At 69.4% G+C, this 25,292-nt stretch carries 26 protein-coding genes; 20 read left to right on the forward strand and 6 right to left on the reverse strand.

Annotation, left to right across the window (positions count from 1 at the left end; genetic code table 11):
• Positions 1-73: 73 nt before the first annotated feature.
• The 3 genes from IEX91_RS01040 (at position 74) to prf1 (ending at position 2,296) form a co-directional block, all read left to right on the forward strand.
• Complete coding sequence (locus IEX91_RS01040) at positions 74-448, forward strand: AAA family ATPase (RefSeq protein ID WP_229772763.1); 375 nt, start codon at positions 74-76, stop codon at positions 446-448.
• Between the two features lie 116 nt (positions 449-564).
• Positions 565-945: a NifU family protein gene (locus IEX91_RS01045; protein WP_188876535.1), complete on the forward strand. Its 381-nt coding sequence runs from the start codon at positions 565-567 to the stop codon at positions 943-945.
• Positions 946-1,039: 94 nt separating this feature from the next.
• Entirely contained in the window at positions 1,040-2,296 is a 1,257-nt protein-coding gene (prf1, locus tag IEX91_RS01050; protein WP_188876537.1) for a peptide chain release factor aRF-1, read from the forward strand.
• Between the two features lie 476 nt (positions 2,297-2,772).
• Here prf1 and argS read toward each other — a convergent pair whose 3' ends face one another.
• Both argS and IEX91_RS01060 read right to left on the reverse strand, forming a co-directional pair.
• Positions 2,773-4,524 (reverse strand): arginine--tRNA ligase, encoded by a 1,752-nt coding sequence (gene argS / locus IEX91_RS01055; RefSeq protein WP_188876539.1) that lies wholly within the window; start codon positions 4,522-4,524, stop codon positions 2,773-2,775.
• Between the two features lie 58 nt (positions 4,525-4,582).
• A complete protein-coding gene (locus tag IEX91_RS01060; protein ID WP_188876541.1) occupies positions 4,583-5,296 on the reverse strand; it encodes an MBL fold metallo-hydrolase in 714 nt (237 codons plus the stop codon).
• A 108-nt stretch (positions 5,297-5,404) separates the two neighbouring features.
• Between IEX91_RS01060 and twy1 the strand changes: the two genes are divergently transcribed.
• Genes twy1 through IEX91_RS01080 form a run of 4 tightly spaced genes read left to right on the forward strand, consistent with a single transcriptional unit; the run spans position 5,405 to position 8,813 of the window.
• Entirely contained in the window at positions 5,405-6,346 is a 942-nt protein-coding gene (gene twy1 / locus IEX91_RS01065) for a 4-demethylwyosine synthase TYW1 (RefSeq protein WP_188876543.1), read from the forward strand.
• Between the two features lie 57 nt (positions 6,347-6,403).
• Complete coding sequence (locus tag IEX91_RS01070) at positions 6,404-7,099, forward strand: DUF120 domain-containing protein (RefSeq protein ID WP_188876545.1); 696 nt, start codon at positions 6,404-6,406, stop codon at positions 7,097-7,099.
• Complete coding sequence (gene ribB / locus IEX91_RS01075) at positions 7,086-7,829, forward strand: 3,4-dihydroxy-2-butanone-4-phosphate synthase (RefSeq protein ID WP_188876547.1); 744 nt, start codon at positions 7,086-7,088, stop codon at positions 7,827-7,829. The genes IEX91_RS01070 and ribB overlap by 14 nt, the downstream gene beginning before the upstream one ends.
• A gap of 39 nt (positions 7,830-7,868) precedes the next feature.
• Entirely contained in the window at positions 7,869-8,813 is a 945-nt protein-coding gene (locus IEX91_RS01080) for a branched-chain amino acid transaminase (protein ID WP_211087063.1), read from the forward strand.
• Positions 8,814-9,240: 427 nt separating this feature from the next.
• Here the strand turns inward: IEX91_RS01080 and lysS are convergent, their stop codons facing one another.
• Entirely contained in the window at positions 9,241-10,893 is a 1,653-nt protein-coding gene (gene lysS / locus IEX91_RS01085) for a lysine--tRNA ligase (protein WP_188876549.1), read from the reverse strand.
• The gene (gene pyrH / locus IEX91_RS01090) at positions 10,890-11,612 is read right to left on the reverse strand and encodes a UMP kinase (protein WP_188876550.1); all 723 of its coding nucleotides are present in this window, start codon (positions 11,610-11,612) and stop codon (positions 10,890-10,892) included. The genes lysS and pyrH overlap by 4 nt, the downstream gene beginning before the upstream one ends.
• A gap of 99 nt (positions 11,613-11,711) precedes the next feature.
• On the opposite strand from pyrH, the gene IEX91_RS01095 reads away from it, so the two are divergent.
• The 3 genes from IEX91_RS01095 (at position 11,712) to IEX91_RS01105 (ending at position 14,471) form a co-directional block, all read left to right on the forward strand.
• Positions 11,712-12,506, forward strand: coding sequence for a molybdopterin synthase (locus IEX91_RS01095; protein ID WP_188876553.1), 795 nt, complete (start codon positions 11,712-11,714; stop codon positions 12,504-12,506).
• A 262-nt stretch (positions 12,507-12,768) separates the two neighbouring features.
• Positions 12,769-13,020, forward strand: coding sequence for a DUF7123 family protein (locus IEX91_RS01100; protein WP_188876555.1), 252 nt, complete (start codon positions 12,769-12,771; stop codon positions 13,018-13,020).
• A gap of 338 nt (positions 13,021-13,358) precedes the next feature.
• Positions 13,359-14,471 carry a site-2 protease family protein gene (locus IEX91_RS01105; RefSeq protein ID WP_188876557.1) on the forward strand — a complete coding sequence of 371 codons (1,113 nt, stop codon included), beginning with the start codon at positions 13,359-13,361 and terminating at the stop codon, positions 14,469-14,471.
• A gap of 39 nt (positions 14,472-14,510) precedes the next feature.
• Here IEX91_RS01105 and thiL read toward each other — a convergent pair whose 3' ends face one another.
• Positions 14,511-15,371, reverse strand: a complete 861-nt coding sequence (gene thiL / locus IEX91_RS01110) for a thiamine-phosphate kinase (RefSeq protein WP_188876559.1) — start codon at positions 15,369-15,371, stop codon at positions 14,511-14,513.
• A gap of 96 nt (positions 15,372-15,467) precedes the next feature.
• Between thiL and IEX91_RS01115 the strand changes: the two genes are divergently transcribed.
• The 10 genes from IEX91_RS01115 (at position 15,468) to IEX91_RS01160 (ending at position 25,019) form a co-directional block, all read left to right on the forward strand.
• A complete protein-coding gene (locus IEX91_RS01115; RefSeq protein ID WP_188876561.1) occupies positions 15,468-16,493 on the forward strand; it encodes a lysylphosphatidylglycerol synthase transmembrane domain-containing protein in 1,026 nt (341 codons plus the stop codon).
• Positions 16,494-16,531: 38 nt separating this feature from the next.
• Entirely contained in the window at positions 16,532-16,987 is a 456-nt protein-coding gene (locus IEX91_RS01120; RefSeq protein ID WP_188876563.1) for a 30S ribosomal protein S19e, read from the forward strand.
• A gap of 512 nt (positions 16,988-17,499) precedes the next feature.
• The gene (locus IEX91_RS01125) at positions 17,500-17,865 is read left to right on the forward strand and encodes a DNA-binding protein (protein WP_188876565.1); all 366 of its coding nucleotides are present in this window, start codon (positions 17,500-17,502) and stop codon (positions 17,863-17,865) included.
• 40 nt (positions 17,866-17,905) lie between these two features.
• Positions 17,906-18,778, forward strand: a complete 873-nt coding sequence (locus tag IEX91_RS01130) for an EamA family transporter (protein ID WP_188876567.1) — start codon at positions 17,906-17,908, stop codon at positions 18,776-18,778.
• Positions 18,779-18,826: 48 nt separating this feature from the next.
• On the forward strand, positions 18,827-20,125 hold the full coding sequence (gene hisS / locus IEX91_RS01135; RefSeq protein ID WP_188876569.1) for a histidine--tRNA ligase: 1,299 nt from the start codon (positions 18,827-18,829) through the stop codon (positions 20,123-20,125).
• A gap of 2 nt (positions 20,126-20,127) precedes the next feature.
• Positions 20,128-20,940: a tRNA pseudouridine(38-40) synthase TruA gene (gene truA, locus IEX91_RS01140; RefSeq protein WP_188876571.1), complete on the forward strand. Its 813-nt coding sequence runs from the start codon at positions 20,128-20,130 to the stop codon at positions 20,938-20,940.
• Between the two features lie 37 nt (positions 20,941-20,977).
• The gene (pepF, locus tag IEX91_RS01145; RefSeq protein WP_188876573.1) at positions 20,978-22,771 is read left to right on the forward strand and encodes an oligoendopeptidase F; all 1,794 of its coding nucleotides are present in this window, start codon (positions 20,978-20,980) and stop codon (positions 22,769-22,771) included.
• 72 nt (positions 22,772-22,843) lie between these two features.
• On the forward strand, positions 22,844-24,070 hold the full coding sequence (gene pan2 / locus IEX91_RS01150) for a proteasome-activating nucleotidase Pan2 (protein ID WP_188876575.1): 1,227 nt from the start codon (positions 22,844-22,846) through the stop codon (positions 24,068-24,070).
• Between the two features lie 50 nt (positions 24,071-24,120).
• On the forward strand, positions 24,121-24,597 hold the full coding sequence (locus IEX91_RS01155; protein WP_188876576.1) for a pyruvoyl-dependent arginine decarboxylase: 477 nt from the start codon (positions 24,121-24,123) through the stop codon (positions 24,595-24,597).
• A gap of 41 nt (positions 24,598-24,638) precedes the next feature.
• On the forward strand, positions 24,639-25,019 hold the full coding sequence (locus tag IEX91_RS01160) for a DUF5811 family protein (protein WP_188876578.1): 381 nt from the start codon (positions 24,639-24,641) through the stop codon (positions 25,017-25,019).
• Here the strand turns inward: IEX91_RS01160 and IEX91_RS01165 are convergent, their stop codons facing one another.
• Complete coding sequence (locus tag IEX91_RS01165) at positions 25,020-25,262, reverse strand: hypothetical protein (RefSeq protein ID WP_188876580.1); 243 nt, start codon at positions 25,260-25,262, stop codon at positions 25,020-25,022.
• Positions 25,263-25,292: the final 30 nt, after the last annotated feature.

The raw sequence follows: 25,292 nt of genomic DNA on the forward strand, positions 1-25,292 counted from the left end.
CGGGACGACGAGATCCAAGCGTACGCGCGCGCTCAACCCCACCCGCCACGGTGCACACCCGGACGACGTCTTCATCTACGGGAAGACCGGCGTCGGGAAGACCGCCGTCACGAAATACCTCCTCGAAGTCCTCGAAACCGAAGTCGACGAGGATCCGAGCGTCGACTCGGAGGTCACGACGCTCCTCGTCAACCGCCAGTACTCGACGACGTCGTACCAAGCGCTCATCGCGCTGTTGAACGCGCTTCGTGGCCCGCACGATCAGGTATCCGCGACCGGACACGCGCCACAGGACCTTTACAACATGCGCTGGCGCGAGCTCGACCAGCTCGGTGGGACCGTCCTCATTGCGCTCGACGAAATCGACGCCATCGGGGGCGACGACGGTCTCCTCGTCCGACGCGGGTCTCGATCTCCCGGCGTCGATGCCGCGCTGAGCCGCACGTGACTGCGCGAACTCATCTCGCCGTCGCCGAGAACAGACGACGCGAGGTGTGGGTGGGTACGACGCGGCGCGCGCACCGGAACCCGAACGCTTTCACGCGTGCGGACGTAACTCATACTATGAGCGAGGCCAGCGAAACGGACGGCGAGGGCTTTCACGGGCGCGTCGAGCGGTGGCTCGCGGCCCAGATGCCGATCATCCAGATGCACGGCGGCGAGTCCGCCGTCCGGAAGGCCGATCGGGAGTCCGGCGAAGTCGTCATCGAACTCGGGGGCGCGTGCTCCGGGTGCGGTATCAGCCCCCGGACCGCCCACCGGATCAAGACCGACCTCGCCGCCGACTTCGAGGCCGTCACCGACGTCACCGTCCGTTTCTCCGACGACTCCGGTTCGGACTGGACGACCGGTCAGGCCGAGAGCTACATGGGCGTCGACCGGAACGAGGGCGGACGCGGCGGCCGCGGTGAAGGAAGCCCGAACTCCGACGGCATGCACTTCTAGATCCGGACGGCGTTCCCGGGTGCGCGGAACGCGCCCGCGGCAAAAAGTCGCGGGTCGCAGGGTACTTACCGATACGTTCCCCTAGTACCGCGTAATGAGCGAGCAGCAGGGCGAGCAAGCGTCCGAGGACCGCCGGAAGTACGAGTTCCGGAAGGTCATCGAGAAGCTCCAGGACTACTCCGGGAGCGGGACGCAACTCGTCTCCATCTACGTCCCCGAGGACAAGCAGGTCTCGGACGTGGTCGCCCACGTCACCCAAGAGCACTCGGAGGCGTCGAACATCAAGTCGAAGCAGACGCGTACGGCGGTGCAGGACGCCCTGACCTCCATCAAGGACCGCCTGCGCTACTACGATACGTTCCCCCCGGAGAACGGGATGGTGCTCTTCTCGGGGTCGATCGACGTCGGGGGCGGCCAGACGGACATGGTGACCGAAGTCCTCGAGTCGCCGCCGGAGCCCGTCCAGTCCTTCCGCTACCACTGCGACAGCGCCTTTCTGACGGAGCCCCTCAAGAACATGTTCGCGGACAAGGGCCTCTACGGGCTCATCGTCCTCGATCGCCGCGAGGCGAACGTCGGGTGGCTGAAGGGGAAACGGGTCGAGCCCGTGAAGTCCGCCTCCTCGCTCGTCCCCGGTAAGCAGCGCAAAGGGGGGCAGTCCGCCCAGCGTTTCGCCCGCCTCCGCCTCGAGGCCATCGACAACTTCTATCAGGAGGTCGCCGAGATGGCGAACGACCTCTTCGTCGACCGGCGCCACGAACTCGACGGCGTCCTCGTCGGCGGCCCCTCCCCGACGAAGGACGAGTTCCTCGACGGCGACTACCTCCATCACGAGATTCAGGACAAGGTCCTCGGGAAGTTCGACGTCTCGTACACCGACGAGTCCGGCCTCTACGACCTCGTCGACGCGGGCTCGGCCGCGCTCGCCGAGGCGGCGCTCATGGAGGACAAGAACGCGATGGAATCGTTCTTCAAGGAACTCCACGACGGCGATCTCGCCACCTACGGCTTCGAGGCGACCCGTCGCAACCTCGTGATGGGGTCCGTCGACGAACTCCTCCTGAGCGAGGACCTCCGGCAGGACGTCGTCACCTACGAGTGTGAGAACGGCCACGAGGAACGCGAGGTCATCGATCGCCGAACGGAGGAGATCCCCGTCCACGACTGTTCCGAGTGCGGTGTGACGGTGGAAGACGGCGAGCGCGAGGACATCATCGATCACCTGATGAACATCGCCGACCAGCGCGGTACCGAGACGACGTTCATCAGCACGGACTTCGAGAAGGGTGATCAGCTCCTCAACGCTTTCGGCGGGATCGCCGGCCTGCTGCGCTACTCCACCGGCGTGTAAAACGACCTTTTGCTGCGCGTCGGCGAAGCCGACGCTGGCAAAAGCTCGGCCAAAAGCCATCGTCACCCCCTTTGGGGGTACCTCGGCCTCGCGCCTGTCGGCGCGAGTGAACCGGCGACCGACCGGGTTCTGGGCGAGACCAAAGGTCCCGCTTGCCCGCACTTACTTCGTTCGCGCGGACTTCGAGCCGTCACCAGAAATCGAGGATTTCTGGTTGGCGAACGAGACGACGGAGTCGTCTCGTTAACGCTCGGTCGCCGGACGCTAGCCCTGGCGTTCCGTTCGACGGCTGTCGGCGTCGAACATCTGTTAGGTGCGTGTGCGTACTGAACGCCAGTATTCGCGCGAACGAGCGGTCCGAAGGACCCGGTAGTGAGCGTGATTCGCCGCGAGCCGGAGGCTCGCGGGCTTTTTCACCCATGTTTTTGCCATGAGCAGTTCGCGCCTCGCGCGAACTCGAGCGGGAAAAAGATGGTCTACATGGAGCGCGGTGCCTCGATCCCGAGGACGTCGAGCGCGTTGGCGAGCGTGTTGCGGGCGCTCGCCACGAGCGCGAGGCGCGCCCTCCGAACGGCGGGATCGACGTCGTCGGCGAGCACGGGGCACTCGCGGTAGAAGGTGTTGAACGCGTCGGCGTACTCGCGGGCGAAGGTGGCGATCTGGTGGGGCTCCAAGTCCGTGGCGGCGGCGTCGACGACGCCGGGGAAGCGCGCGGTCTCGCGGAGCAGTTCGATCTCGGCGTCGGCTTCGAGGAGGCTCGCGTCCGCCTCGTCGGGCGTCTCGGTGTCGTCGAGGATCCCGCAACTACGTGCGTGCGCGTACTGGATATAGGGCGCGCTCTGCGCTTCGAAGTCGAGCGCCTCGTCCCACTCGAACGTGATGGCCTTCTGGGGTTGTTTGGAGACGATGTCGTACCGGACGGCGCCGACGCCCACCTGCTCGGCGATCCGCTCGACGTCGTCGGCGTCGATGTCGTCCTCCCGGATGCGGTCGTCGAGGCGTTTCTCGACCTCCTCCCGAGCGCGCTGGATGGCCTCGTCGAGCAGGTCGTCGAGGTCGATCCCGGTGCCGCGACGGGTGCTCATCTTCCCCTCGGGGAGGTTGACGTAGGAGTAGATGACGTTCTCCAGCTGGTCGGTGTCGTTCCCGAGGAGCTCGAGAGCGGCCTGCAGCTGGCCGGCCTGGAGCTTGTGGTCCTCGCCGAGGACGGTGACCGAGCGGTCGTACGCGTCGAACTTCCACTCGTGGTGGGCGAGGTCGCGCGTCGTGTAGAGGCTCGTCCCGTCCGAACGGAGGAAGACGAGCTTCTTCTCGTATCCCCACTCGGAGAGGTCGAGCTGCCACGCGCCGTCCTCGATGACGGCCTCGTCGGTCTCCTGCAGGCGCTCGGCGAGTTCTTTCGTACCGCCGTCGCGCATGAACGACGTCTCCTTTACGAACTCGTCGAACTCGGCGGGGAGCCGGAGCAGACACTCTCGCATCCCGCCGAGGACCTGATCGACGACGCGCTGGACGCGCTCGTAGGTCTCCTCGTCGCCCTCTTCGAGCCCTTGGAGGATCGATTGGATCTCGTCCTCGGCCGCCTCGACGGCGTCGGGGTGGGCCTCTTCGAGGTAGGCGTTGCCCTTCCGGTAGTATCGCACGAGGTCGTACTCGACGCGTCCGCGCTCCGGTTCCGAGTCGAGGTCGTCCTCGTCGAACGTCTCGTAGGCCCACGTGAAGACCGCCATCTGGCGCCCGGCGTCGTTCACGTAGTACTCGGTGGTGACGTCGTGGCCGGCGTAGTCGAGGAGGCGCGCGACGGCGTCGCCGACGATGGGATTTCGCGCCCGCCCGACGTGGACCGGCCCGGTCGGGTTCGCGGAGGTGTGTTCGACGAGGACGTCCTCCCCCGTCGCGGGGAGCTCGCCGTAGTCGTCGTCGCGCCCGGCGTCGAGGGTGTCCGCGTAGTATGACGGCGTCGGAAGGACGTTCACGTAGGGGCCCTGCGCGCGGACTTCACGGACGTACTCGTACTCGTCGGCGTCGACGGCGTCGGCGATCCGAGCGGCGACTTCCGCCGGGGGCGCGCCCAGCTCGCCCGCGAGTCGGAACGCGACGCTGGAGGCGACGACGGCGTCCACGCCTTCCGGGGGTTCTTCGATACCGAGGTCGTCCGTCGGCAGGTCGAGGGTCTCGAGCGCCCCGGTGAGGGCGGACTCGACCTCCGCACGGAGTGCGAGGAACATGCTACGGCCTGCGGCGCGCGCGCTCAAAGGCGTTCTGAAACGCCGTGCGTCCCCGTGCTCAGATCGAGACGGTTTCGCCGTCGTCGGGGATCACGGCCTCCGGGACCGCCTCGCGGAGGTCGTCGCGTTCGAGCAGGCAGTGGTTGATCGCCCCCATGTGGACGGCGACGACGGGGCAGTCGGCGCGCTCGACTACCCGCCGGACGCCCGCCGCGTCCATCGTGATGGGTTCGCTGTCGACGAACTGCGCGGCGCCGGCGTTCACGACGACCGCGTCCAGATCGCGCGCTTCGAGGACCTCGGCGACCGGATCGTACCAGACGGTGTCGCCCGTGAGGTAGAGCGACTCCGACCCGTCGAGAACGAACCCGCAGACGGGGGCCATCGCTCGCGCCACCTCCCCGTGGCCGTGGCGCGCGGGCGTTCGCTCGATCGAGACGCCCGCGAACTCTTGTGCGTCCTCGACCGGCCGGACGTCGGTGAGCCCGTCCGCCCGGAAGGCCTCGGTCTCGGCTGGGTTGCAAAAGAGCGGCGTGTCGGGGTCGACGGCCGTCGTCCACGCGTCCCAGTGGTCCTGGTGGCGGTGCGTGACGAGCACCGCGTCGTGGTCGAGATCGACGTCCGGGAGGTCGACGAGGGGATTGCGCCGCTGGCGTGGGGTGTTCTCGACCGGCGGGTTCGCGCCGGCCTCGGAGAGCATCGGATCGACGAGGAAGCGCGTTCCGTCGAGGTCGACGACGAGCGTCGCGTGGCGCGCGAGGGTCACGTCCATGCCCCGTGCGACGGACGCGAGCGGGTTGAAGGTACGCGAGGCGGTGACGGTCGCCGGCACGGTGCGCGTTCCGCCGCGCTTTTGCCCGCGCGCGACCCGCTTGTGGGTATGCCCGAGCAGGTGGATTCGCCGAGCTACCACCACGAGAACCACACGGCCGCCCAGACCTGCGGGTGGACGGCGAACGCCCTCCGCGGCGAGGGCACCTGCTACAAGCACGCGTGGTACGGCATCCGCTCCCATCGCTGTATCCAGATGACGCCCGTCGTACGCTGTAACGAGCGGTGCGTCTTCTGCTGGCGCGACCACAACGGCCACGCGTACGAACTCGACGGCGTCGAGTGGGACGACCCGGAGGCGGTCGTCGACGCCTCTATCGACCTCCAGAAGCGCCTCCTCTCGGGTTTCGGCGGGAACGAGAACGTCCCCCGCGAGCGCTTCGAGGAGGCCCTCGACCCCAAGCACGTCGCCATCAGCCTCGACGGCGAACCCACCCTGTATCCGTACCTCCCCGAACTCTTAGAGGCGTTTCACGACCGGGGGCTCACGACGTTCCTCGTCTCCAACGGGACGCGCCCCGAGGTCCTGCGCGAGTGCGACCCCACGCAACTGTACGTCTCGGTCGACGCCCCCGAGCGCGCGACGTTCGACGACGTCGTGGGCGCGACGGAGGACGACGCGTGGGAGTCGCTGATCGACACGCTCGACGTGCTCGCCGAGAAGGAGGCGACGCGAACCGTCCTGCGGACGACGCTCGTGAACGGGGAGAACATGACGAACCCGGATTGGTACGCGGGGCTCTACCGGCGCGCGGACCCCGACTTCGTCGAGCTGAAGGCGTACATGCACGTCGGACACTCGCGCGGCCGCCTCGACCGGGACTCGATGCCGTCCCCCGAGACGGTCGAGTCCTTCGCGCGGCGGGTCGGAGAGCACATGCCCGAGCACCCGGTCGTCAAAGTCCAGGAGGCCTCGTCGGTCGCGCTGCTCGCACGCGACGAGGAGACGTGGGTGCCCGCGCTCGCCCCGGGCGGTGGCTTCTACGATTAACTCAGTTCTGAGACGCGTCCCACAACCATTATGCTCCGGCCGCCCGTAGTTCGGGTCATGTCACGGGCAACGCTCGCGGTCGGGTACGACGAGCTCGCCGCGCTGAAGCTCCTCGCGCTCGACGGCGCGCGCCACGGCGAGGTGAAGGCCTCCTGTGGCGACCTCGCCGATCGGCTCGACGCCTCGACGCAGACCGCCTCCCGACGCCTCCAAGCGCTGGAGGAGGCCGGCTACGTCGATCGAGACGTCGTCAGCGACGGTCAGTGGGTCGCCATCACCGACGACGGCGAGCGGGTCCTCCAGCGCGAGTACGAGGATTACCGACGGGTCTTCGAGGACCCCGCCGAGCTCGCGCTCAGCGGGCGCGTTACGAGCGGGATGGGCGAGGGCCGCCACTACATCTCGCTCCCCGGCTACAACCGACAGTTCGAGGAACGCCTCGGATACGAGCCGTTCGCGGGAACGCTCAACGTCGAACTCGACGAACCCTCACGGCGCGCTCGCTCCGCCATGGAGTCGCTCGGCGGGATCGATATCGACGCGTGGGAGGACGACGAGCGGACGTACGGCTCCGCGACGTGCTACCCGGCCACCCTCGAAGCCGACGGGGCCTCCTACGACCCCGTCCACGTCATCGTCCCCGACCGAACCCACCACGACGAGACGAAGGTCGAACTCATCGCCGCGGACAAACTCCGCGACGAACTCGGCCTCGACGACGGTGACGAGGTGATCGTCCGTGTCGCACAGTGACGGCGTGAGCGATCCGGAGACGGGTGCCGAAAGCCGATCGGCGGACGCCCGGACCGGCGACGCCTCGAACGCGGTCGGCGCGTCGGACGCCGTCGATGCCGCCGTCGACGCGCTCGCACGCGGTGAGCCGGTGCTCGTCCACGACGCCGCCGACCGCGAAGGGGAAGTCGATCTGATCTATCACGCCGCCGACGTCGCGTCCGAGGCGGTCGCCCGCATGCGCACCGACGCCGGTGGGCTGATCTGCACCGCCCTCTCGCACGACGTCTGTGAGGCCTTCGAGCTGCCGTTCCTCGCGGACGCGCTCGACCATCCCGCGGTGACCGACGAGGACCTGGCGTACGACGAGCGCGCGTCGTTCAGCCTCACCGTCAATCACCGCGACACCTACACCGGGATCACCGACGACGATCGCTCGCTGACGATCACGGCGCTCGCCGAGGCCGCCGCGAACCCCGACGACACGGACTTCCCCGGGACCTTCCGCGCGCCCGGGCACGTCCACCTCCTCCGCGGTGCGCCCGACGGGCTCGCCGACCGCGAGGGTCACACCGAACTCGGCCTCGCGCTCGCGGCCGCCGCCGAGCGCCCGCCCGCCGTCGTCGTCTGCGAGATGCTCGACGCGGAGACCGGCGGCGCGCGGACGCCCGCGGACGCCCGCGACTACGCCGAGGAGCACGGGTTCGTCTACGTCGAGGGGCGCGACGTCCTCGACGCGCTTCGTCGCTAACGAGGAACGTTCATTACGTCGGCCGAACATCGTTTCGCCATGCCTGGCTTCGAACAGATGCGCGCCGAGCGCGACTCTCTCGACACCATCTGGATGAACGGCGAGTTTACCGACTGGGAGGACGCGACGACGCACGTCCTCACGCACGGCCTCCACTACGGCACCGGCGTCTTCGAGGGCGCGCGGTGTTACGACACCGAGAACGGCCCCGCGATCTTCCGCTGGGACGCGCACGTCGAACGGCTCTTCGACTCCGCGAAGCCCTACGACATGGAGATCCCCTTCTCCAAGGACGAACTCACCGAGGCCACCCTCGAAGTCATCCGCCGCAACGACCTCGAATCCTGTTACATCCGCCCCGTCGCCTACTACGGCTACCACCAACTCGGCGTCTCCCCGGGTGACTGTCCGACCGACGTCGCCATCGCCGCCTGGCCGTGGGGCGCCTATCTCGGCGAGGAGGCCCTCCGGAACGGCATCGACGTCATGATCTCCTCGTGGCGCAAACACGCCTCCAGTCAGATCCCGACGAACGCCAAGACGAACGGCCTCTACGTCAACAGCCTCCTCGCCGGCGAGGAGGCCCGCCGGAACGGCTACGAGGAGGCCATCGTCCTCAACAAGGAGGGGAACGTCGCCGAGGGTCCCGGCGAGAACGTCTTCATGGTCCGCGACGGCGAACTGTACACCCCCTCGCTCTCCGAGAGCATCCTCGACGGGATCACCCGCGACACCGTCATCACCCTCGCCGAGGAGCGCGGAATCCCGGTCCACGAGACCGCGATCTCGCGCGGCGAACTCAACACCGCGGACGAACTCTTCTTCACCGGCAGCGCCGCCGAAGTCACCCCCATCCGCAAGGTCGACAACGTCGTCATCGGCGAGGGCACGCGGGGTCCCGTCACCGAGGAGCTCCAGTCCGCGTTCTTCGACCTCGTCGACCGCAAAACCGACGAGCACGACGACTGGTTCACCTACATCTGAAGCTTTTGCAAGCGCGCTTCTCGCGCGCTGCAAAAGCTTCACCAAAAGCCTTCCTCGCTCCTGTCGCTCACTACGTTCGCGTTAGTCGCTCGTCGGCCCGAACGCTGCGCGTTCGGGGAGCTGCGAACCTACCGGGTTCTTCGAACCACTCGGTTCGCGGACGCTAGCCCCGTAGTTCGTTCAGCTACCGCTGTGCGAACGTTCAAACCGGAAGCCGACACCACGTCGTCCCGTGATCTGACGACTACTACGGGACGCCCAGCGAAATCGGCGACGCGCCGTTCCGTGGACGCGGCGACGACTAGCGGGAGTCGCCGAACGAGCGAGCGGTGAAGCCGCGAGCGCGCCAGCGCGTCGCCTGTTCGCCTTTTCACTCCGAGTCTCGCGGCTCTCGCCGCCTCGACGGACCCGGCTACCCGAGGGACGCCTACTTCTCGCGGCGCAGGCGCGTCACGACGAACTCCCGGTCAAGGTCAGCGAGGAACTGCCCGAGCTTCGGGCCCTGCTCCTCGTCGAAGAAGAGCCGGTAGCCCGTCGCGAAGAAGTCGCCGATGTCGATGTCGTGGCGCTTCGCGGTCTCGTAGACCTCTCCCTGAAGGGTCTCGCCGTCGGGTTCTTCGTCCTCGATGAAGGCCGCGAGGTCGTCGAGCGCCGCCGCCGTCTCCTCGTCCACGTCGACCGCCGGCATCGTCCGGCGTTCGATGCGGTAGTTGTACTGGTTGTCCGTGCGCTCGGCCCACTCGCGGGCGCGTTCGACGCGTTCGAGGGCCGCCGCGACCGCCTCCTCGCTCGCACCCTCGGGGATGTGGCCCTCGCGGCGCGCGATCTCCTCGCGGAGCGCGGGGTCCTCGGTCATCCCGAGGACGGCCGCGAACGTGTACGGGAGGCGGATCGGCCGCTCGTCGGGCACGTCCCCGACGACGAACGGGTAGATCCGCTCGGCGCGCTCGATCTCCCGCTCGCTCGCGTCCTCGACGTCGCCGTAGTAGAGCCGCTCGAAGCGGTCGAACTCGTCGACGAGGAGGTCGATACGTTCGATGGAGAAGTCCCGCGCGCGCTTCGGGTCCTTCGTGAAGAAGTAGCGCAGGACGTCCCGCTCGACGAGCTCGAGGACGTCGGAGACGAGGACGACGTTCCCGGCCGAGGAACTGAAGGGGTCGCCATCGAGCGTGAACCACTCGTAGACCATCGGCGTCGGGGGCTCGATCCCGAGGAGGGTCGCGGCGATGTCGGAGCCGGAGGGCCACGACCCCTCGGCGTGGTCCTTCCCGAACGGCTCGAAGTCGACGCCGAGCACCTGCCACTGCGCCGGCCACTCGAAGCGCCACGGGAGCTTGCCCTCGCGGAGGGTCGCGGTTCCCGCGTGCCCACAGCCCTCGATGGTCTGGTCGCCCGCGTCCATGTCCGTGCACTCGTAGTCGACGGTGCCCGCCTCGGCGTCGATGGCGGTGACGGTCTCCGTCACCTTCCCGCAGTTCTCACAGATGGGGTTGAACGGGACGTACGACTCGTCGACCTTGTCCTGATACTTCCCGAGGACGTCCCGTGCTTCGTCGGCGCTCGCGAGGAGATCGCGTGTGACGGCCTCGAACTCCCCACTCTCGTAGAGTTCGGTGTTCGAGACGGTCTCGACGTCGACGCCGAGGCGATCGGCGGAGCGCTCGATGAGGTTCGAGAAGTGCGCGCCGTAAGAGTCACAGCAGCCGAAGGGGTCCGGGATGTCGGTGTACGGATGCCCGAGGTTCCGTCCGAGCGCGCCCGCGTTCACGTCACCGAGGTCGACGATTTTGCCGTCGAGGTCGGCGAGCTTCCGGGGGAGTCCGCGGAGCGGGTCACGGTCGTCGGCGGTGAAGAGCTGGCGGACCTCGTGGCCACGCTCGCGGAGGACCTCGGCGACGTAGTATCCCCGCATGATCTCGTTCATGTTCCCGAGGTGCGGGACGCCCGAGGGCGATATCCCGCCCTTGACGACGAGCGGGTCGTCTCCACCCCGCGCCTCGACGGCGTCGGCGGCCTCGTCGGCCCAGAAGACGGCGTCGCCGGTGAGCGTCGCGTGCGGGTCGTACTCGTCGTCGCTCATTCGCCCTCGGCCCAGTAGTCCATTCCCGCCTCGCTCCCGTCGGGGACGATGTCGGTGCCGTCGTGTTCACCGCGGAGGACGGCGTCGAGGACGGCCGTCGGCTCCGTGCCGTCGAGAACGATCGCGCGGACGCGCGAGCGCTCGATGAGCTTCGCGGCGAGCAGGTCGACCGGCGCGGAGCTCCCCGCGCTCATCTCGATGTCGGCGATGGCGTCGACGAGCTCGCCCGGCGTGATGCGATCGTAACGCTCCGCCGAGTCGTCGGTCTTCGGGTCGGCGCTGAAGACGCCGGGGACGCTCGTCGCGTAGACGAGCAGGTCGGCGTTCGTGTACTCGGCGAGCGCGGCGCTCACGGCATCGGTCGTTTGTCCGGCCGTGACGCCGCCCATGATGGCGACGTCGCCGCGCCGAATCGCCTCGCCGGCCTCCTCGTAGCTCTCCGCCGGGCTGGGCGCGGCGTCGTCGCCGAGCGCGGCGATGAGGAGCTGCGCGTTCAGCCGCGTCACCGAGATCCCGATGTCGTCGAGCTCGATCTCGTTCGCCCCGAGGTCGCGCGCGGTCTTGATGTAGTCGCGCGCGACGCCGCCGCCACCGACGACGACGCCGACCGAACACCCCGCATCGACCAACTGGTCGATGACGTCGGCGTACTGCTCGACCCGTTCGTGCGCCAAGTCGGGCGCGAGCACGCTCCCGCCGACGGAAACGACGACTCTCATACTATCGCCGGATAACCCTGTCGCGGCCTTAAGGGTTGCCAAGCGGCGATCGGGCGGGGCGTCGAAACGGACAAACCGCGTGCAACCCTCCCGTGTCGTATGTACGTTCTCGACGTCGCGGCACCGTCCGGCGGCGATCCGGCGGCCGTCGTCGACGCGCTCCGCGATCGGTTCGCCGACGAGGGCGCCGTCGCCGTCGTCCGTCGCGATCCGACGCTCGGCGATGCCGACGGCGCCCACACGACCGTCCGCCTCGGCGGGGGGCGCCGCCGCACCACCGCTGACTCCCGCGCGTCGCTCACGGCGGTCCTCGACGACCTCGCCCGCGATCACGACTTCGCGCTCACGGTCGGCTTCGCCGACGCCGCGCTCCCCCGACTCGCCGTCGGCGACGCGTCCGTCGCCGACCCGCTCGCTCGCGTCACCGAGGCCGCGACTCTCGATCCCGACTCGGTGCTGGCCGCCCTCCGCGAAACCGAACCCCACGAGTCTCTGTCGTCACTCGTCGCGGCCGCGAAGCGTAGCGCCGACGAACGGTTCGCCGGCGCGATCGCGACGTTCACGGGTCGCGTCCGCGCGCAGGAGAACGCCGACGACGCCCCGACGGAGGCCCTGTCGTTCGAGACGTACGCCGAGGTCGCCGCCGCCCGACTCGACGACATCCGCGCGGCCCTCGAAGCCCGCGAGGGCGTCCACGACGTGCTGCTTCATCACCGGACGGGCCGGATCGAGGCCAGCGAGGACATCGTCTTCGTCGTCGTGCTCGCCGGCCACCGCCGAGAGGCCTTCCGCGCCGTCGAGGACGGCATCGACCGCCTCAAGGACGAAGTGCCGATCTTCAAGAAGGAGGTCACGATCGACGAGGAGTTCTGGCGACACGAGCGCGACGCCTGACGCGCGTCGGCCGCACCGGGTGCACGACCGCCGAACGATCCCCCGAAGCGGTCGCGGGGTGAGTGATCGGGGATATAATTTCTGAGATGAAATAAGCAGTACAAAAATTCTAAGCGCTTCGTGAAACGTCTCGAACTATCTCAGCGATCCGTGAACGGTACGTGAAACGACGTCGGCACCGATTTTGCCCCCGGAAAGAGCGCGAAACCACACTAACGTTCCCCCCCTTATACCGTCGTCCGGTCCCAAGGGTGGGATAGCCATGAGCGCAACCGCGCAGTCCCCGACCGAGTCGGACGACAAGCAAACTCGACTCCTCTCGTACCTGCGCGAGAAGGCGGCAGACGGCGAGCTCTACTTCAAGAGCAAGTTCATCGCCGACGACGTCGAGCTCTCGACGAAGGAGATCGGCGCCCTGATGGCGAAGCTGAGCGACTCGACCGAGGACATCGACCTCGACATCGAGAAGTGGTCGTACACCTCCGCGACCACGTGGCGCGTCCAGCGCGCGTAGACCCGCGCCCGTACCCGCCGCCGCGCACCGCCGCCGCCCGATCGCCCTCCACGACGGCCGCTCCGGTCGTCGATTCGAAGTTCCCTTCTTCGCGTTCGCTACACGTCGAGTCGCGTCGCTCGTCCCGGTATTGACGTCCGCGTGCGCGGAGTCGACCGCACCGTATCCGGGGCGTTCGTCCTCGGCTCGACGTTCCCGACCGCCGGCGACCACGACGTCTCGATCGCGTGCTTCGCGTTCAGCCCCATCCGACGGAGCGCCGCCGACTTCGCCGCGCTGATCTGGGCACTCCGCGGGGGCTTCTCTGGATTTAAACCGCCGCGTCCCGTTCGCCCGATATGCTCGCCGACCCGCCCGACGACGCGCCTCCCTCCGGCGCGCTCTCGTCGGTGTTCTCCGTCTACGAGGTCGCGCGCGACGGCGAGACGGTCGTCTACTACGGTGAGCCGCTCGTCGACCGCCGCACCCTCCAGCGCACCGCCCTCCCTATCTTCCGCGACTACGGCTACGACGTCCGAATCGAGGAGCGTCCGGGCGAAGTCACTCTCGCGGCGACGCCCGCGAGCGACGACGCCGGTTCGGGCGCGGGATTCCCGTGGACGAACGTCGTCCTCGCGGGGCTCACGATGCTCACGACGCTCTACGCGGGCGCGCAGTGGTACTACGTCGACGACTTCCTCTCCCTCGACGTCCTCCGCGCGGTCCCGTTCGTCCTCGCCGTGATGGGCGTGCTCGGCGTCCACGAACTCGGCCACTACGCCATGACGCGGTACCACGGCGTCGACGCCACCCTCCCCTACTTCATCCCCATCCCGTTCTCGCCGATCGGCACGCTCGGCGCGGTCATCCGGATGCGGGGTATCATGCCGGACCGCGACGCGCTCTTCGACATCGGGGTCGCCGGCCCGCTCGCCGGCCTCGTCGCCACGGTCGTCGTGACCGCGGTCGGCCTGCTCCTCCCGCCGATCAGCGTTCCCGCGGCCCAGACGGGCGGCGTCGCCATCGGATTCGGCGACCCGCCGCTCCTTCGCCTCATCGCGTGGGCGCTCGGCCAGCCGCTCTCGTACGGCGCGGGGCTCGCCGTGAACCCCGTCGTCTTCGGCGGGTGGGTCGGGATGTTCGTCACCTTCCTCAACCTCCTCCCGGCCGGTCAGCTCGACGGCGGCCACGTGATGCGCGCCGTCTTCGGCCCCGCCTACGAGCGCGCCGCCCCACTCGTCCCCGCCGCGCTCTTCGGCCTCGCCGCGTACGTCTACGTCGTCCGCGACGCCACCAACGCCGCCGTCGTCTGGGTGATGTGGGGGCTCATCACGTCCTTCCTCGCCTTCCAGGGAGCTGCCCGCCCGCTGGAGGAGAACGCCCTCGACACGCGGCGTCTCGCCGTCGCCGCGATCACCCTCCTCGCGGGACTGCTCTGCTTCATGCCGGTCCCGATCCGTCTCGTCGGCTGAGTCGGGCACGCCTCACTCGCGGCGAAGGCAGAGCGGTCGTCACTCGCCGTGCGTGTAGCCCCGATCCGCGAGCGCCTCGCCGTCCATCGTCACGCCCGCTTCGGTGACGTCGCCGACGACGGTCAGCGGCACGTCGAGCGCCGCCCGCGCGGGCGCGACCCCCTCCGACGGGAGCGTACACACCAACTCGAAGTCCTCGCCGAACGTGGTCGCCCGCGCCAGCCGATCCTCCCCGCGGAGCGCGTCGTGAATCGGGATCGCCGCGCCCTCGACGTCGAATCCGACGCCCGACGTCTCCGAGAGCTGGTGGAGCGAGCGCGCCAGTCCGTCGCTCGAATCCATCATCGCGCTCGCGCGTCCGTTCAGCGCGACGCCCGCCCCGACGCGCGGCGTGAATCGGAAGAGCTCGTTCGCCCGCTCGGTGTCGCCCGCCTCGAAGGCGTCGAGCGCGGCCGCGCTCCGCCCGAGCGCGCCCGTCACCGCGACGACCTCGCCCCCGCTCGCACCGTCGCGCGACACCGGCGTGGGCGTCTCGCCGAGCGCCGCCGTCGCCACCGTGAACTCGTCGTGGCCGTCGAGGTCCCCGCCGACGTACTCCGCGCTGACGCGCTCGCAGACGTCGAGCGCCCCGCGCACGAACGCCTCGACGTCGTCCGTGTCGAACGACGGCGCACCGTAGACGCCGACCGCGCCCGTCGCGCTCGCGCCCATCGCCGCGACGTCCGACAGCGACGCCCCGACCGCGCGCCATCCGGCCGTGTAGCGGGTCGTCCCCGCGGGGAAGTCCGTCGTCTCGTGGAGCATGTCGATCGTCACGACCGTCTCCCCGAGCACCGCCGCGTCGTCGCCCGCCGCGTCCACGAGGTCGTCGACGAGGCCGAGCGCGACCCGTTCGTCCATACCGACACCGCGGCGGCCGCCGGCAAAACGTCACCGCTTCGCACGCCGCCGAGCGGTCGGTGCCTTTAGGCGCACGCCCGCTGTCGGGTCGCGTGAATGGAGTTCGACTCTCGCGCGATCGGCGTCGGGTTCGCCGCCGTCGTCGCCGTCCTCGCCCTGCTCGTCTGGGTCGTCGGCGTCGACGACATCGCCCGCACCCTCTCGCTCCTCGAACCCCGGACGTTCGCCGTCATCCTCGCCGTCGGCCTCGCGTGGCTCGTCGCGTGGGCGCTCGCCCTCCGTCGCGTCCTCGACGCGCTCGGGGTCGCCGCGAGCGCGTGGGACGCCGTCCTCCTCTACGCCGCCGCGGCCTTCGCCAACAACATCACGCCCTTCGGACAGGCCGGCGGCGAACCCTTCAGCGCCCTCCTCATCTCGCGCGCAACCGACAGCGAGTACGAGACCGGGCTCGCCGCCATCGCCAGCGTCGACACCCTCAACTTCGTCCCCTCGATCGTCCTCGCGCTCGTCGGCCTCACCTACTACGTCGCTCGCTACGCCGCCGGCGACAGCGTCCGGTTCGTCTTCGGCGTCGTCGTCGCCCTCGCCATCACTGTCCCGGCCGTCGCCGCGCTGGCGTGGCGCTATCGGGCGGCGACGAAACGCCGCCTCGTCGGCGTCGTTCACCCCGTCTGGGCGCGCCTCGGCCGCCACCTCCCGCGCGTCTCCGCGCCCGGGCGCGACGCGATCCGCGCGCGCGTCGACGGCTTCGTGCGCTCCATCGAGCGCGTCGCCACCAGTCGCCGCGACCTCGCCATCGCCGTCACGTGGTCCGCGCTCGGCTGGTGCTGTCTCTGTCTCGCGCTCTACCTCTCGCTGTGGACGCTCACGCCCGCGACCGACATCAACGCCGCCATCGTCTTCATCGCCGTCCCCGTCGCTACTATCGCGAGCGTCACCCCGCTCCCCGGCGGCGCCGGCGGCGTCGAGGCCGCGCTCGTCCTCCTGCTCGTCCCCACGACCGGCGTCACGGCCGCTACCGCCACGTCCGCCGCGATCGTCTTCCGCGCCGCCGTCTACTGGGCGCCCACCGTTGCGGGCGGCGGCGCGGCCGCGTGGCTCGAACTCCGCGCGAGGCGCTAACGATGGCTTTAACCCTCGCCGCCGACCAAAACAGCGTAATGGCAACCCTCTACGATGCCCCGACGGACGAGCTCATCGACGCGCTGACCGAGGAACTCGACAACGTCGTCGAGGCCCCCGAGTGGGCCGCGTTCGCCAAGACCGGCCACGACCGCGAGATGCCCCCGCAACAGGACGACTTCTGGGCGCGCCGCGCCGCCAGCATCCTGCGAAAGGTCGCCGTCGACGGTCCCGTCGGCGTCGAGCGACTCAGCACCGAGTACGGCTCGCTCACGAAGGGCTCGACGCGCTATCGCGTCGCCCCCCGACAGAAGACCGACGGCTCCAAGAACATCATCCGGACCATCCTCCAGCAGCTCGAGGACGCCGACCTCGTACAGCAGCAGGGATCCGAGGGCCGGATCGTCACCGGCGAGGGTCGCAGTCTCCTCGACGACACCGCCGGTGACGTCCTCGAAGACCTCGACCGCCCCGAACTCGAACGCTACGCATAACGAGCCTTTGCCGCGCTCGGCCAAAAGCCCGTCAGACCCCCTTCGGGGGTTGGTTCGAGAGACGGCCTGGCGCTGACGCGCGAGTGAACCCGACCCCACTGGGTCCTAACGGACCGCTCGGGTCGCGGACGATTGGCCCGCGTGGTTCGCCGGTTCGAGCCGTGATCGCCCCCTGACCGCTCCCGACGCGAGGCCTCGTCAGCCCGCGTGCGTCGGACCGCGACACGACGCGTGTCGCGGCACCCCGCTCGTAGAGGGAGTTTCCGTTTTCGTCTCACCGTTCTGCGTTCCGCGAGCCGCCGGCTCGCGGATTTTTCCGTGCAGAGTTTTGCCAGGAGTGGTCGCGGCGGCGGTTCTCGGGCCGCGGCGGTTGTCCTTCTCTCGTCCGCGAGCGCTCCACGCTCGCGCATTTTTGGTCCAGCTTTTTCGAGGAGCGGGTCGCGGAGCGACCCCGACGAGGGAAAAGGTGGGGGTCCTAAGCCTTTTTCCCGCTCGAACGCCTACGGTGACGTATGAGCGAGAACCCCGACGACGACCGATTGGAGGAGCTTCGCCAGCAGAAACGAGAGCAGTTGAAACAACAACAGCAGGGCGGTGGCGGCAGCGCGGCCGCGAACGCGGAGTCTCAGCAGCAGGCCCAACAGCAGGCCGAGGAGCAAAAGCAGGCGATCCTCCGTCAGTACCTCTCGGACGGCGCGCGCCGTCGGCTGAACTCGGTGAAGATGAGTAAGCCCGACCTCGCGGAGCGCGTTGAACAGCAGGTCGTCGCCCTCGGTCGCTCCGGACGCCTGCAGGATCAACTCGACGAGGAGCAGATGAAGGAGCTGCTGCGCGAGCTGAAGCCGGATTCGAAGTCCTTCGACATCTCGCGTCGATAGGAGGCGGAACGTTTTCCGCGCTCGGCGGGGTCGGGCCAGTATGGTCCCCGGTCTCCTTCCCGCCGTCGCGGCCGCGCTCCTGTGGGGCGGCTATCTCTACTCGCTGAAACGCTATTTCTCGGGTTACTCGGGCGCGGTCATCGCCGTCGTGGTCAACACGGCCGCGACCGCGTGGTACCTCCCGGGCGCGTACGCCTACCTCGGCGGGTTCCCGATCGTGCCGTCGCTCCCCCCGATCGGGATCGCGGTCGTCCTCGTCACGGTCGGGTTCGCGGCGCTCGGGTTCCTGACGGTGACGCGCGCGCTCGCGGCGGGCGACGTGACGCTCGTCGCCCCGGTGGCGAAGATCGTTCCCGCGTTCGTCCTCCCGCTCGAAGTCCTCCTCCTCCCGGTGGCGCTCGGACCGCTCCAAGTGGTGGGGATCGGCGTCGTGACGGCGGCGGTCTACCTCGCCAACTACGAGGGCGGTCGGTTGTTCGACCCGCTCCGGCGGCTCACGGACTCGCGCGCGGTGCAACTCGCGTTGCTCTCGGCGGCGTGTTACGGAGTGAGTGACGTGGCGAAACGCGTCGCGCTCCAGGACGTCGGCGTCCCGGCGGCGTCTTGGGTGGTCGTGAGCCTGCTCGGACCGGCCCTGTTCCTCGCGCCGATCGCGGTCCGTGACTGGCCGGAGACGGGGATCCGAACGGACCTCCCGACGTTCGTCGGGATCGCGGCCGTCGTCGCGCTTGCCCGCGTGGCGACGACGCTGTCGTTCTCGGTGGCGTCGGCGAGCGTGGCGGCGACGGTGATCAACGCCCAGTCGATCGTCGCGGTCGTTCTCGGCGGCGTCCTCCTCGCCGAGGAGGGGTTCCGGACGCGCCTGGCGGCCTCGGCGCTCGCCGTCGGCGGGATCGCGCTGCTCGCGCAGTGACGGCGTCGAAGGACAGGCTTCAAGCGCGCCCCGGGCCAACTCGGGCGTATGTACGACCGACTCAAGGGCTTCCGGGACTTCTACCCCGGCGAGATGCGCGCTCGGCGGCAGGCGATGGACGCCGTCGAGGACGCGGCCCGTCGCTACGGCTTCCGCGAGATCGGGACGCCGGCGCTCGAACGCGCGGAGATGTGGACGGACAAGTCGGGCGGCGACATCGTCACCGAACTCTACGACTTCGAGGACCAGGGCGGTCGACACGTCACGCTGACGCCCGAGCTGACGCCGACGGTGGCGCGGATGGTGGTGGCGAAACAGCAGGCGCTCAGTAAGCCGATCAAGTGGTACTCGACGCGCGACTTCTGGCGCTACGAGGAGCCCCAATCGGGTCGGAACCGGGAGTTCTACCAGACGAACGTCGACCTCTTCGGGTCCTCGGAGCCGGAGGCGGACGCTGAGGTGTTGGCGACGGCGGCGGACGCGCTCACCGCCCTCGGGCTGACGGGCGACGACTTTGAGTTCCGCGTGAGCCACCGCGACGTCCTCGGCGGCGTGCTGAACAGCTTCGACGCGGACGTTCAGACCCGAGACGCGATCCGGGTCGTGGACAAGCGCGCGAAGCTCGACTACGACGACTACGTCGATCGGCTCGCGGGCACGGGTCTCTCCGTCTCGCAGGCGGAGGCCTTCGACGACGTGATCGCGTCGAACGACCTCGACGAGCTGGTGGCCTTCGCGGACACGGAGCGCGTGACGGCAGCCGTCGAGAACCTCCGCGCGGTGCTCGCCGCGACCGAGGACTACGGGGTCCGCGACTACGTCGACGTCTCGCTGACGACGGCGCGCGGCCTCGATTACTACACGGGCGTCGTCTTCGAGTGCTTCGACGCCACGGGCGCGGTCGGTCGCTCCGTCTTCGGCGGCGGGCGCTACGACGACCTCATCGAGTCCTTCGGCGGCCAACCCACGCCCGCCGTCGGGTTCGCGACGGGCTACTCCACGCTCCCGCTGCTCTTGGAGCGCGCGGGCGTCTGGCCCGCCGAGGAGGTCCGCACGGACTACTACGTCCTGCAGGTCGGCGACGTCCGCGCGGAGGCCTCGCGCGTCGCCCGCGACCTCCGCGCGCGCGGCCACGTCGTCGAGACCGACGTCTCGGGGCGCTCTTTCGGCTCGCAGATGAACTACGCGGACTCGATCAACGCCGAGACGGTCGTCATCGTCGGCGAGCGCGACCTCGCCGAGGGCAACGTCACGGTGAAAGACATGGCCTCGGGCGACCAGACCCAGGTCCCCATCGAGGAGTTCCCCGGCGAGCGCGACGAACCGCGGTACGACGACGTCGCGTAGGGATGCGCCGCGCGTTCCGACTCGCCTACGACGGCCGGCCCTTCCACGGCTTCCAGCGCCAACCGGACGTCCCGACGGTGGCGGACGCGCTCTTGGACGCTCTCCGAGCGCACGGTGTCCTCGACGCGACCGCGGCCACGCCCCCCGGTTACGCGGCCGCGGGGCGGACGGACGCGGGCGTCTCCGCGCTCGCACAGACGGTCGCGTTCGACTGTCCGGCGTGGCTGACGCCGCGCGCGCTGAACGCCGAACTCCACGACGCCGTGTGGGCGTGGGCGCACGCCGACGTCCCCGACGGCTTCCACGCGACGCACGACGCCGTCGCGCGCGAGTACGTCTATCACCTCCACGCGCCGGACGCCGCGCTCGAACGCGCCCGTGACGCCGCCCGACGACTCTCCGGCGCGCACGACTTCCACAACCTGACGAGCGACGACACCGGAACGGAGCGCGACCTCACGCTGTCGGTCGCCCCCGACGGGGACTTCGTGGTCCTGCGGGCGCGCGCCGGCGGCTTCCCTCGGGGGTTCGTCCGCCGCGTCGCGTCGCTCGTCAGGGGCGTGGCGACGGGCGCGGCCTCGCCATCGAAAGTCGAGCGCGTCCTCGCCGCCGCCCCCCTCCCGGGCCCGGAGGGCGTCCCCGAAGCGCCGCCCGAGCCCCTCGTCCTCGCGGGCGTCGACTACGACGGACCGAGCTTCGAGCGCGACGAGCGCGCGGCCCGCGACACGCGCGCGTTCTTCGCCGACGAGCGCGCCACACGCCGCGCGCTCGCCCGCGTCGCGGGTACCGTCGTCGACGGCGTCGCGGGGCGGTGAGGAACGCTTAACAGCGCCGCGGTACCTGTGTTCGTCAATGAGTACCGTCCCTGAGCGCGAGGAGATCGACGCGGCGGACAAGTGGGATCTGGAGAGCGTCTACGACTCGGTCGAGGCGTGGGAGGACGACTTCGAGGCGGCGAAGGCGGGCATCGAGGAGCTACGCGAGTACGAGGGGCGCGTCGCCGGGGACGGCGAGACGCTCCTCGAGTTCCTGGAGGCCTACGAGGACGTCGCGCGGACCGTCTCGACGCTCTCGGCGTACGCCCGGATGCGCGCCGACGAGGACACGCGCGATCAGGAGGCCCAAGCGCTGAAGTCCCGCGGCTCCGCGCTCGCTTCGAAACTCTCCTCGGCCACGTCCTTTCTCGAACCCGAACTGCAGTCGCTCGATCGGGACGAACTCGACCGGATGGTCGACGCGACCGACGGCCTCGAACTCTACGAGCACTACCTCGACGACGTCTTCCGGATGAAGGCGCACACGCGCTCGGCGGAGGTCGAGGCGGTCATCTCGGAGTTCGGCGAGGTGCTCGGCGCGCCCGGCGAAGTGTACGGGATGCTCACGAACGCCGACTTGGAGTTCCCGACGGTCGAAGGGCCCGACGGCGAGGACGTGACGATCACGCAGGCGAACCTCACGACGCTCCTCCAGGAACGCGATCGGGCGTTCAGGCGAACGGTCCACGAGTCGTTCTACGACCGGATCTCGGAGGTGCGCAACACGATCGGTTCCTCGCTGCAGTACTCGACGAAGGCGGACGTCAAACGCGCGCAGGTGCGCGGGTACGACACGGCCCGCGAGGCGGCGCTCGACGGCCCGAACATCCCCGTCGAGGTGTACGACAACCTCGTGGAGACGGTGCGGGAGAACCGCGACGCGCTCCACCGCCACGCGGAGTTGAAACGCCGGGCGCTCGACGTCGACGAACTGGAGATGTGGGACCTCTACATGCCGCTGACGGACGCCGAGGAGCCCGAAATCGACTACGAGACGGCCTGCGACTACGTCGTCGACGCCGTCGCGCCGCTCGGCGAGGACTACCAGGAGCGCGTCGCCGACGGCCTCGACTCGGGGTGGGTGGACGTCTACGAGAACAAGGGGAAGCGCTCGGGGGCGTACTCCGGCGGGACGTACGACACCCAGCCGTTCATCCTCATGAACTACCAGGGCGATCTCGACTCCGTGTACACGCTCGCGCACGAACTCGGCCACTCGCTCCACAGCCAGCTGTCGAGCGAGCACCAGCCGTACGTCTACAACGACTACGAGATCTTCGTCGCCGAGGTCGCCTCCACCGTCAACGAGAGCCTGCTGACGCACTACCTGCTGGAACACACCGACGATCCGGCGCTGCGCGCGCACGTGCTCGATCAGTACCTCGAACGCTTCCGCTCGACGCTGTTCCGACAGACGCTGTTCGCGGACTTCGAGCACACCATCCACGCGATGGAGGAGCGCGGCGAGCCGCTGACGCCGGACGCCCTCGACGAGGCCTACGGCGACCTGAAACGCGAGTTCTACGAGCCGGCGCACGTTGACGACCGCATCGCCCGCGAGTGGATGCGCATCCCCCACTTCTACTACAGCTACTACGTCTACCAGTACAGCACGGGGATCAGCGCCGCGGTCGCGCTCACGCGGGACATCCTCGCGGACGACGGGGACGCCGCGGAGGCGTACGTCGACTTCCTCACCCGCGGCTCGACGGCGTATCCGCTCGAACTGCTGCAGGACGCCGGCGTCGACATGTCCTCGCCGGCCCCCATCGAGTCCGCCATCGACGTCTACCGCGACTATCTCGACCGCGCGGAGGACCTCCTGCTCTGAGGGACAGGGACGCCGCGGGTGTGCCCGTGACCCAAAGGGACTTCTTTATGCGGTGCTTATCGCGGCCAACGGATGTCTCGTAGCCCTACTCTCCCCGACCGGCCGACGCTCGAGCTCGATCCCGAATCGAGCCCGGAAGAGCGGTTGGCGGCGCTCAGAGACCACCTCCGCCAGCTGGTCGACGTCAACGACCAGCTCGAAGAGCAGCTGTCTGCGGTCCGAGACCACCGCGCCGACCTCCGCGAGGAGGTCGACGACCTCCAGCGCGAGAACGAGACGCTGAAGACGGCGTCGCTCTACCTCGCCACCGTCGAGGACCTCTCCGAGGACGGCGCCGTGGTGAAACAGCACGGGAACAACCAGGAGGTCCTGACGGACGTCTCCGATCGGACCCGCGAGCGCGTCGAGGTCGGCGACCGCGTCACGATCAACGACTCGTTCAGCATTCAGGACGTCCTCGACGACGAGACGGACGCCCGCGCGCAGGCGATGGAGGTCGATCAGTCGCCCTCCGTCGAGTACGCGGACATCGGGGGTCTCGACGAGGAGCTCCGCGAAGTACGCGAAGCCGTCGAGGACCCGCTCGTCAACCCCGAGCAGTTCGACGTCGTCGGCGTCGAGCCGCCAAGCGGCGTCCTCCTCCACGGCCCGCCGGGTACGGGGAAGACGATGATGGCGAAGGCCGTCGCCAACGAGACGGACGCGACGTTCATCAAGATGGCCGGCAGCGAGCTCGTCCAGAAGTTCATCGGCGAGGGCTCTCGGCTGGTCCGCGACCTCTTCGACCTCGCGGAGCAGGAGGAGCCCGCGATCCTCTTCATCGACGAGATCGACGCCGTCGCCGCCGAGCGCACGGACTCGAAGACCTCCGGGGACGCAGAGGTCCAGCGGACGATGATGCAGCTCCTCAACGAGATGGACGGCTTCGACGAACGCGGCGACGTCCGCATCATCGCCGCCACCAACCGCTTCGACATGCTCGACTCGGCCATCCTCCGCCCGGGCCGCTTCGATCGCCTCATCGAGGTGCCCGAGCCCGACCTCGCGGCCCGCGAACGCATCCTCGACATCCACACCCGCGGGATGAACCTCGCGGAGGCCGTCGACTACGCGGCGCTCGCGCGCGACACCGAGGGCTTCAGCGGCGCGGAGCTCGAATCCCTCACCACCGAGGCCGGCATGTTCGCCATCCGCGACGGCCGCGAGACCGTCACGATGGCGGACTTCGAGGACGCCCTGGCGAAGATCCAGCGCGAGGAGGAGAACGGGACGCCGGGGTACGCCGCGTACGTCCAGTAACGCGCCCTCGGATCGACACTTCTTCACCCGCCTCGCTCGGTAGATACCTCATGGCTACGATACGCGTCGTCTGGGGGACGGGCACGGCTCCCACGGCGATGGCCGCCTACGACGCGGCGCTCGCCGACGCGAACGTCCACAACTACAACCTCGTCGCCGTCTCTTCCGTGATTCCGGCCACCGCGACCGTGGCGGCCGTCGGTACCGCGCCCGACCTCGGGCCGCCGGGCGAACGCCTGACGGTCGTGGAGGCGCACGCGAACGCCGCGGGCCCGCGTCACGTCTCCGCGGGGCTCGGGTGGTCGCGCGAACCGGGCGGTCCGGGGCTTTTCTACGAAGTCGCGGACGAGACCGACCCCGACGACGTCGCGACGCGGGTGCGCGCCGGCCTCGAGGCGGGGCGCGAACTGCGCGACTGGGAGTTCGAGGGCGAGCACGTCGAGACGGCGACGGTCAGGGCCGACGCGGGCGAGTACGCCGCGGCGGTCGTCGTCGCCTGCTACGGCGCGAGCGACCCCATCCTCTGAGGGGCGAAGGCCTTTCAACCGCGTAGCCCCTGGTCGTGGGTATGAACGGCAACACGCCGTACGCCGGACCGGGCGGGAACCCGACGGACGACGACGAGGCGGCGTTGACGCCGGAGCAGCGCCGGGCGCTCCGCGACAGCCTCGCGCGGATCGCCGCCGAGACCCGGCAGTACCTCCCCGACGAGTACGTCGTCGGAGCGGAGATCGGGCAGAGCCAACAGGGCACGCGCGCGACGGTCGCCGTCCGGCCGCCCGCCGGGAACCCCGTCAGCGCCGGGTTCACGCCCGAGTTCGGCGACGGCGACTCCGACCTCGTGCCCGCGGAGGAACGCGCGGAGGTCGCACGGGGCCTCGCCGCGTCCGCCGCGCTCCAGGTGAAACAGGCGTTCCGCAAGCGCTCGGACGATCCGATCGCGAAGTAATCAGCTCGGCCGCCCACCGCCCCCGCGCTCGATCGGGGGATCGCCGAAGATCGCGTAGCCGAGCGCACAGAGCGCGCCGACGCTCCCGGCCGTCACGCCGGTCGAGGCGTCGATCCCGGTCGCCAACGCGGCGACCGATCCCGCGAGGAATGCGAGCGGGATCGCGGCCAGAACGAGATCGTAGCGCGTCGCCATCGGTTCGCTCGCGGTGCGCTCGATGGGGCGTGGTTCGTCGCTCGGCATACCTATCCGGAGAACCGTACGGCCGCCGCG

This window comes from Halarchaeum nitratireducens (assembly GCF_014647155.1).
Classification (GTDB): Archaea; Halobacteriota; Halobacteria; order Halobacteriales; family Halobacteriaceae; genus Halarchaeum; species Halarchaeum nitratireducens.

Bases quoted from the DNA above. Each gene is read 5' to 3' on its own strand.
- IEX91_RS01045 (WP_188876535.1), top strand. From the start codon at position 565: ATGAGCGAGGCCAGCGAAACGGACGGCGAGGGCTTTCACGGGCGCGTC.
- IEX91_RS01115 (WP_188876561.1), top strand. From the start codon at position 15,468: ATGGAGTTCGACTCTCGCGCGATCGGCGTCGGGTTCGCCGCCGTCGTC.
- IEX91_RS01105 (WP_188876557.1), top strand. From the start codon at position 13,359: ATGCTCGCCGACCCGCCCGACGACGCGCCTCCCTCCGGCGCGCTCTCG.
- twy1 (WP_188876543.1), top strand. From the start codon at position 5,405: ATGCCCGAGCAGGTGGATTCGCCGAGCTACCACCACGAGAACCACACG.
- pan2 (WP_188876575.1), top strand. From the start codon at position 22,844: ATGTCTCGTAGCCCTACTCTCCCCGACCGGCCGACGCTCGAGCTCGAT.
- IEX91_RS01080 (WP_211087063.1), top strand. From the start codon at position 7,869: ATGCCTGGCTTCGAACAGATGCGCGCCGAGCGCGACTCTCTCGACACC.
- hisS (WP_188876569.1), top strand. From the start codon at position 18,827: ATGTACGACCGACTCAAGGGCTTCCGGGACTTCTACCCCGGCGAGATG.
- truA (WP_188876571.1), top strand. From the start codon at position 20,128: ATGCGCCGCGCGTTCCGACTCGCCTACGACGGCCGGCCCTTCCACGGC.
- prf1 (WP_188876537.1), top strand. From the start codon at position 1,040: ATGAGCGAGCAGCAGGGCGAGCAAGCGTCCGAGGACCGCCGGAAGTAC.
- IEX91_RS01125 (WP_188876565.1), top strand. From the start codon at position 17,500: ATGAGCGAGAACCCCGACGACGACCGATTGGAGGAGCTTCGCCAGCAG.
- pyrH (WP_188876550.1), bottom strand. From the start codon at position 11,612: ATGAGAGTCGTCGTTTCCGTCGGCGGGAGCGTGCTCGCGCCCGACTTG.
- lysS (WP_188876549.1), bottom strand. From the start codon at position 10,893: ATGAGCGACGACGAGTACGACCCGCACGCGACGCTCACCGGCGACGCC.
- pepF (WP_188876573.1), top strand. From the start codon at position 20,978: ATGAGTACCGTCCCTGAGCGCGAGGAGATCGACGCGGCGGACAAGTGG.
- IEX91_RS01160 (WP_188876578.1), top strand. From the start codon at position 24,639: ATGAACGGCAACACGCCGTACGCCGGACCGGGCGGGAACCCGACGGAC.
- IEX91_RS01130 (WP_188876567.1), top strand. From the start codon at position 17,906: ATGGTCCCCGGTCTCCTTCCCGCCGTCGCGGCCGCGCTCCTGTGGGGC.
- IEX91_RS01155 (WP_188876576.1), top strand. From the start codon at position 24,121: ATGGCTACGATACGCGTCGTCTGGGGGACGGGCACGGCTCCCACGGCG.
- IEX91_RS01100 (WP_188876555.1), top strand. From the start codon at position 12,769: ATGAGCGCAACCGCGCAGTCCCCGACCGAGTCGGACGACAAGCAAACT.
- IEX91_RS01095 (WP_188876553.1), top strand. From the start codon at position 11,712: ATGTACGTTCTCGACGTCGCGGCACCGTCCGGCGGCGATCCGGCGGCC.
- IEX91_RS01165 (WP_188876580.1), bottom strand. From the start codon at position 25,262: ATGCCGAGCGACGAACCACGCCCCATCGAGCGCACCGCGAGCGAACCG.
- thiL (WP_188876559.1), bottom strand. From the start codon at position 15,371: ATGGACGAACGGGTCGCGCTCGGCCTCGTCGACGACCTCGTGGACGCG.
- IEX91_RS01070 (WP_188876545.1), top strand. From the start codon at position 6,404: ATGTCACGGGCAACGCTCGCGGTCGGGTACGACGAGCTCGCCGCGCTG.
- IEX91_RS01060 (WP_188876541.1), bottom strand. From the start codon at position 5,296: ATGGACGTGACCCTCGCGCGCCACGCGACGCTCGTCGTCGACCTCGAC.
- IEX91_RS01120 (WP_188876563.1), top strand. From the start codon at position 16,532: ATGGCAACCCTCTACGATGCCCCGACGGACGAGCTCATCGACGCGCTG.
- argS (WP_188876539.1), bottom strand. From the start codon at position 4,524: ATGTTCCTCGCACTCCGTGCGGAGGTCGAGTCCGCCCTCACCGGGGCG.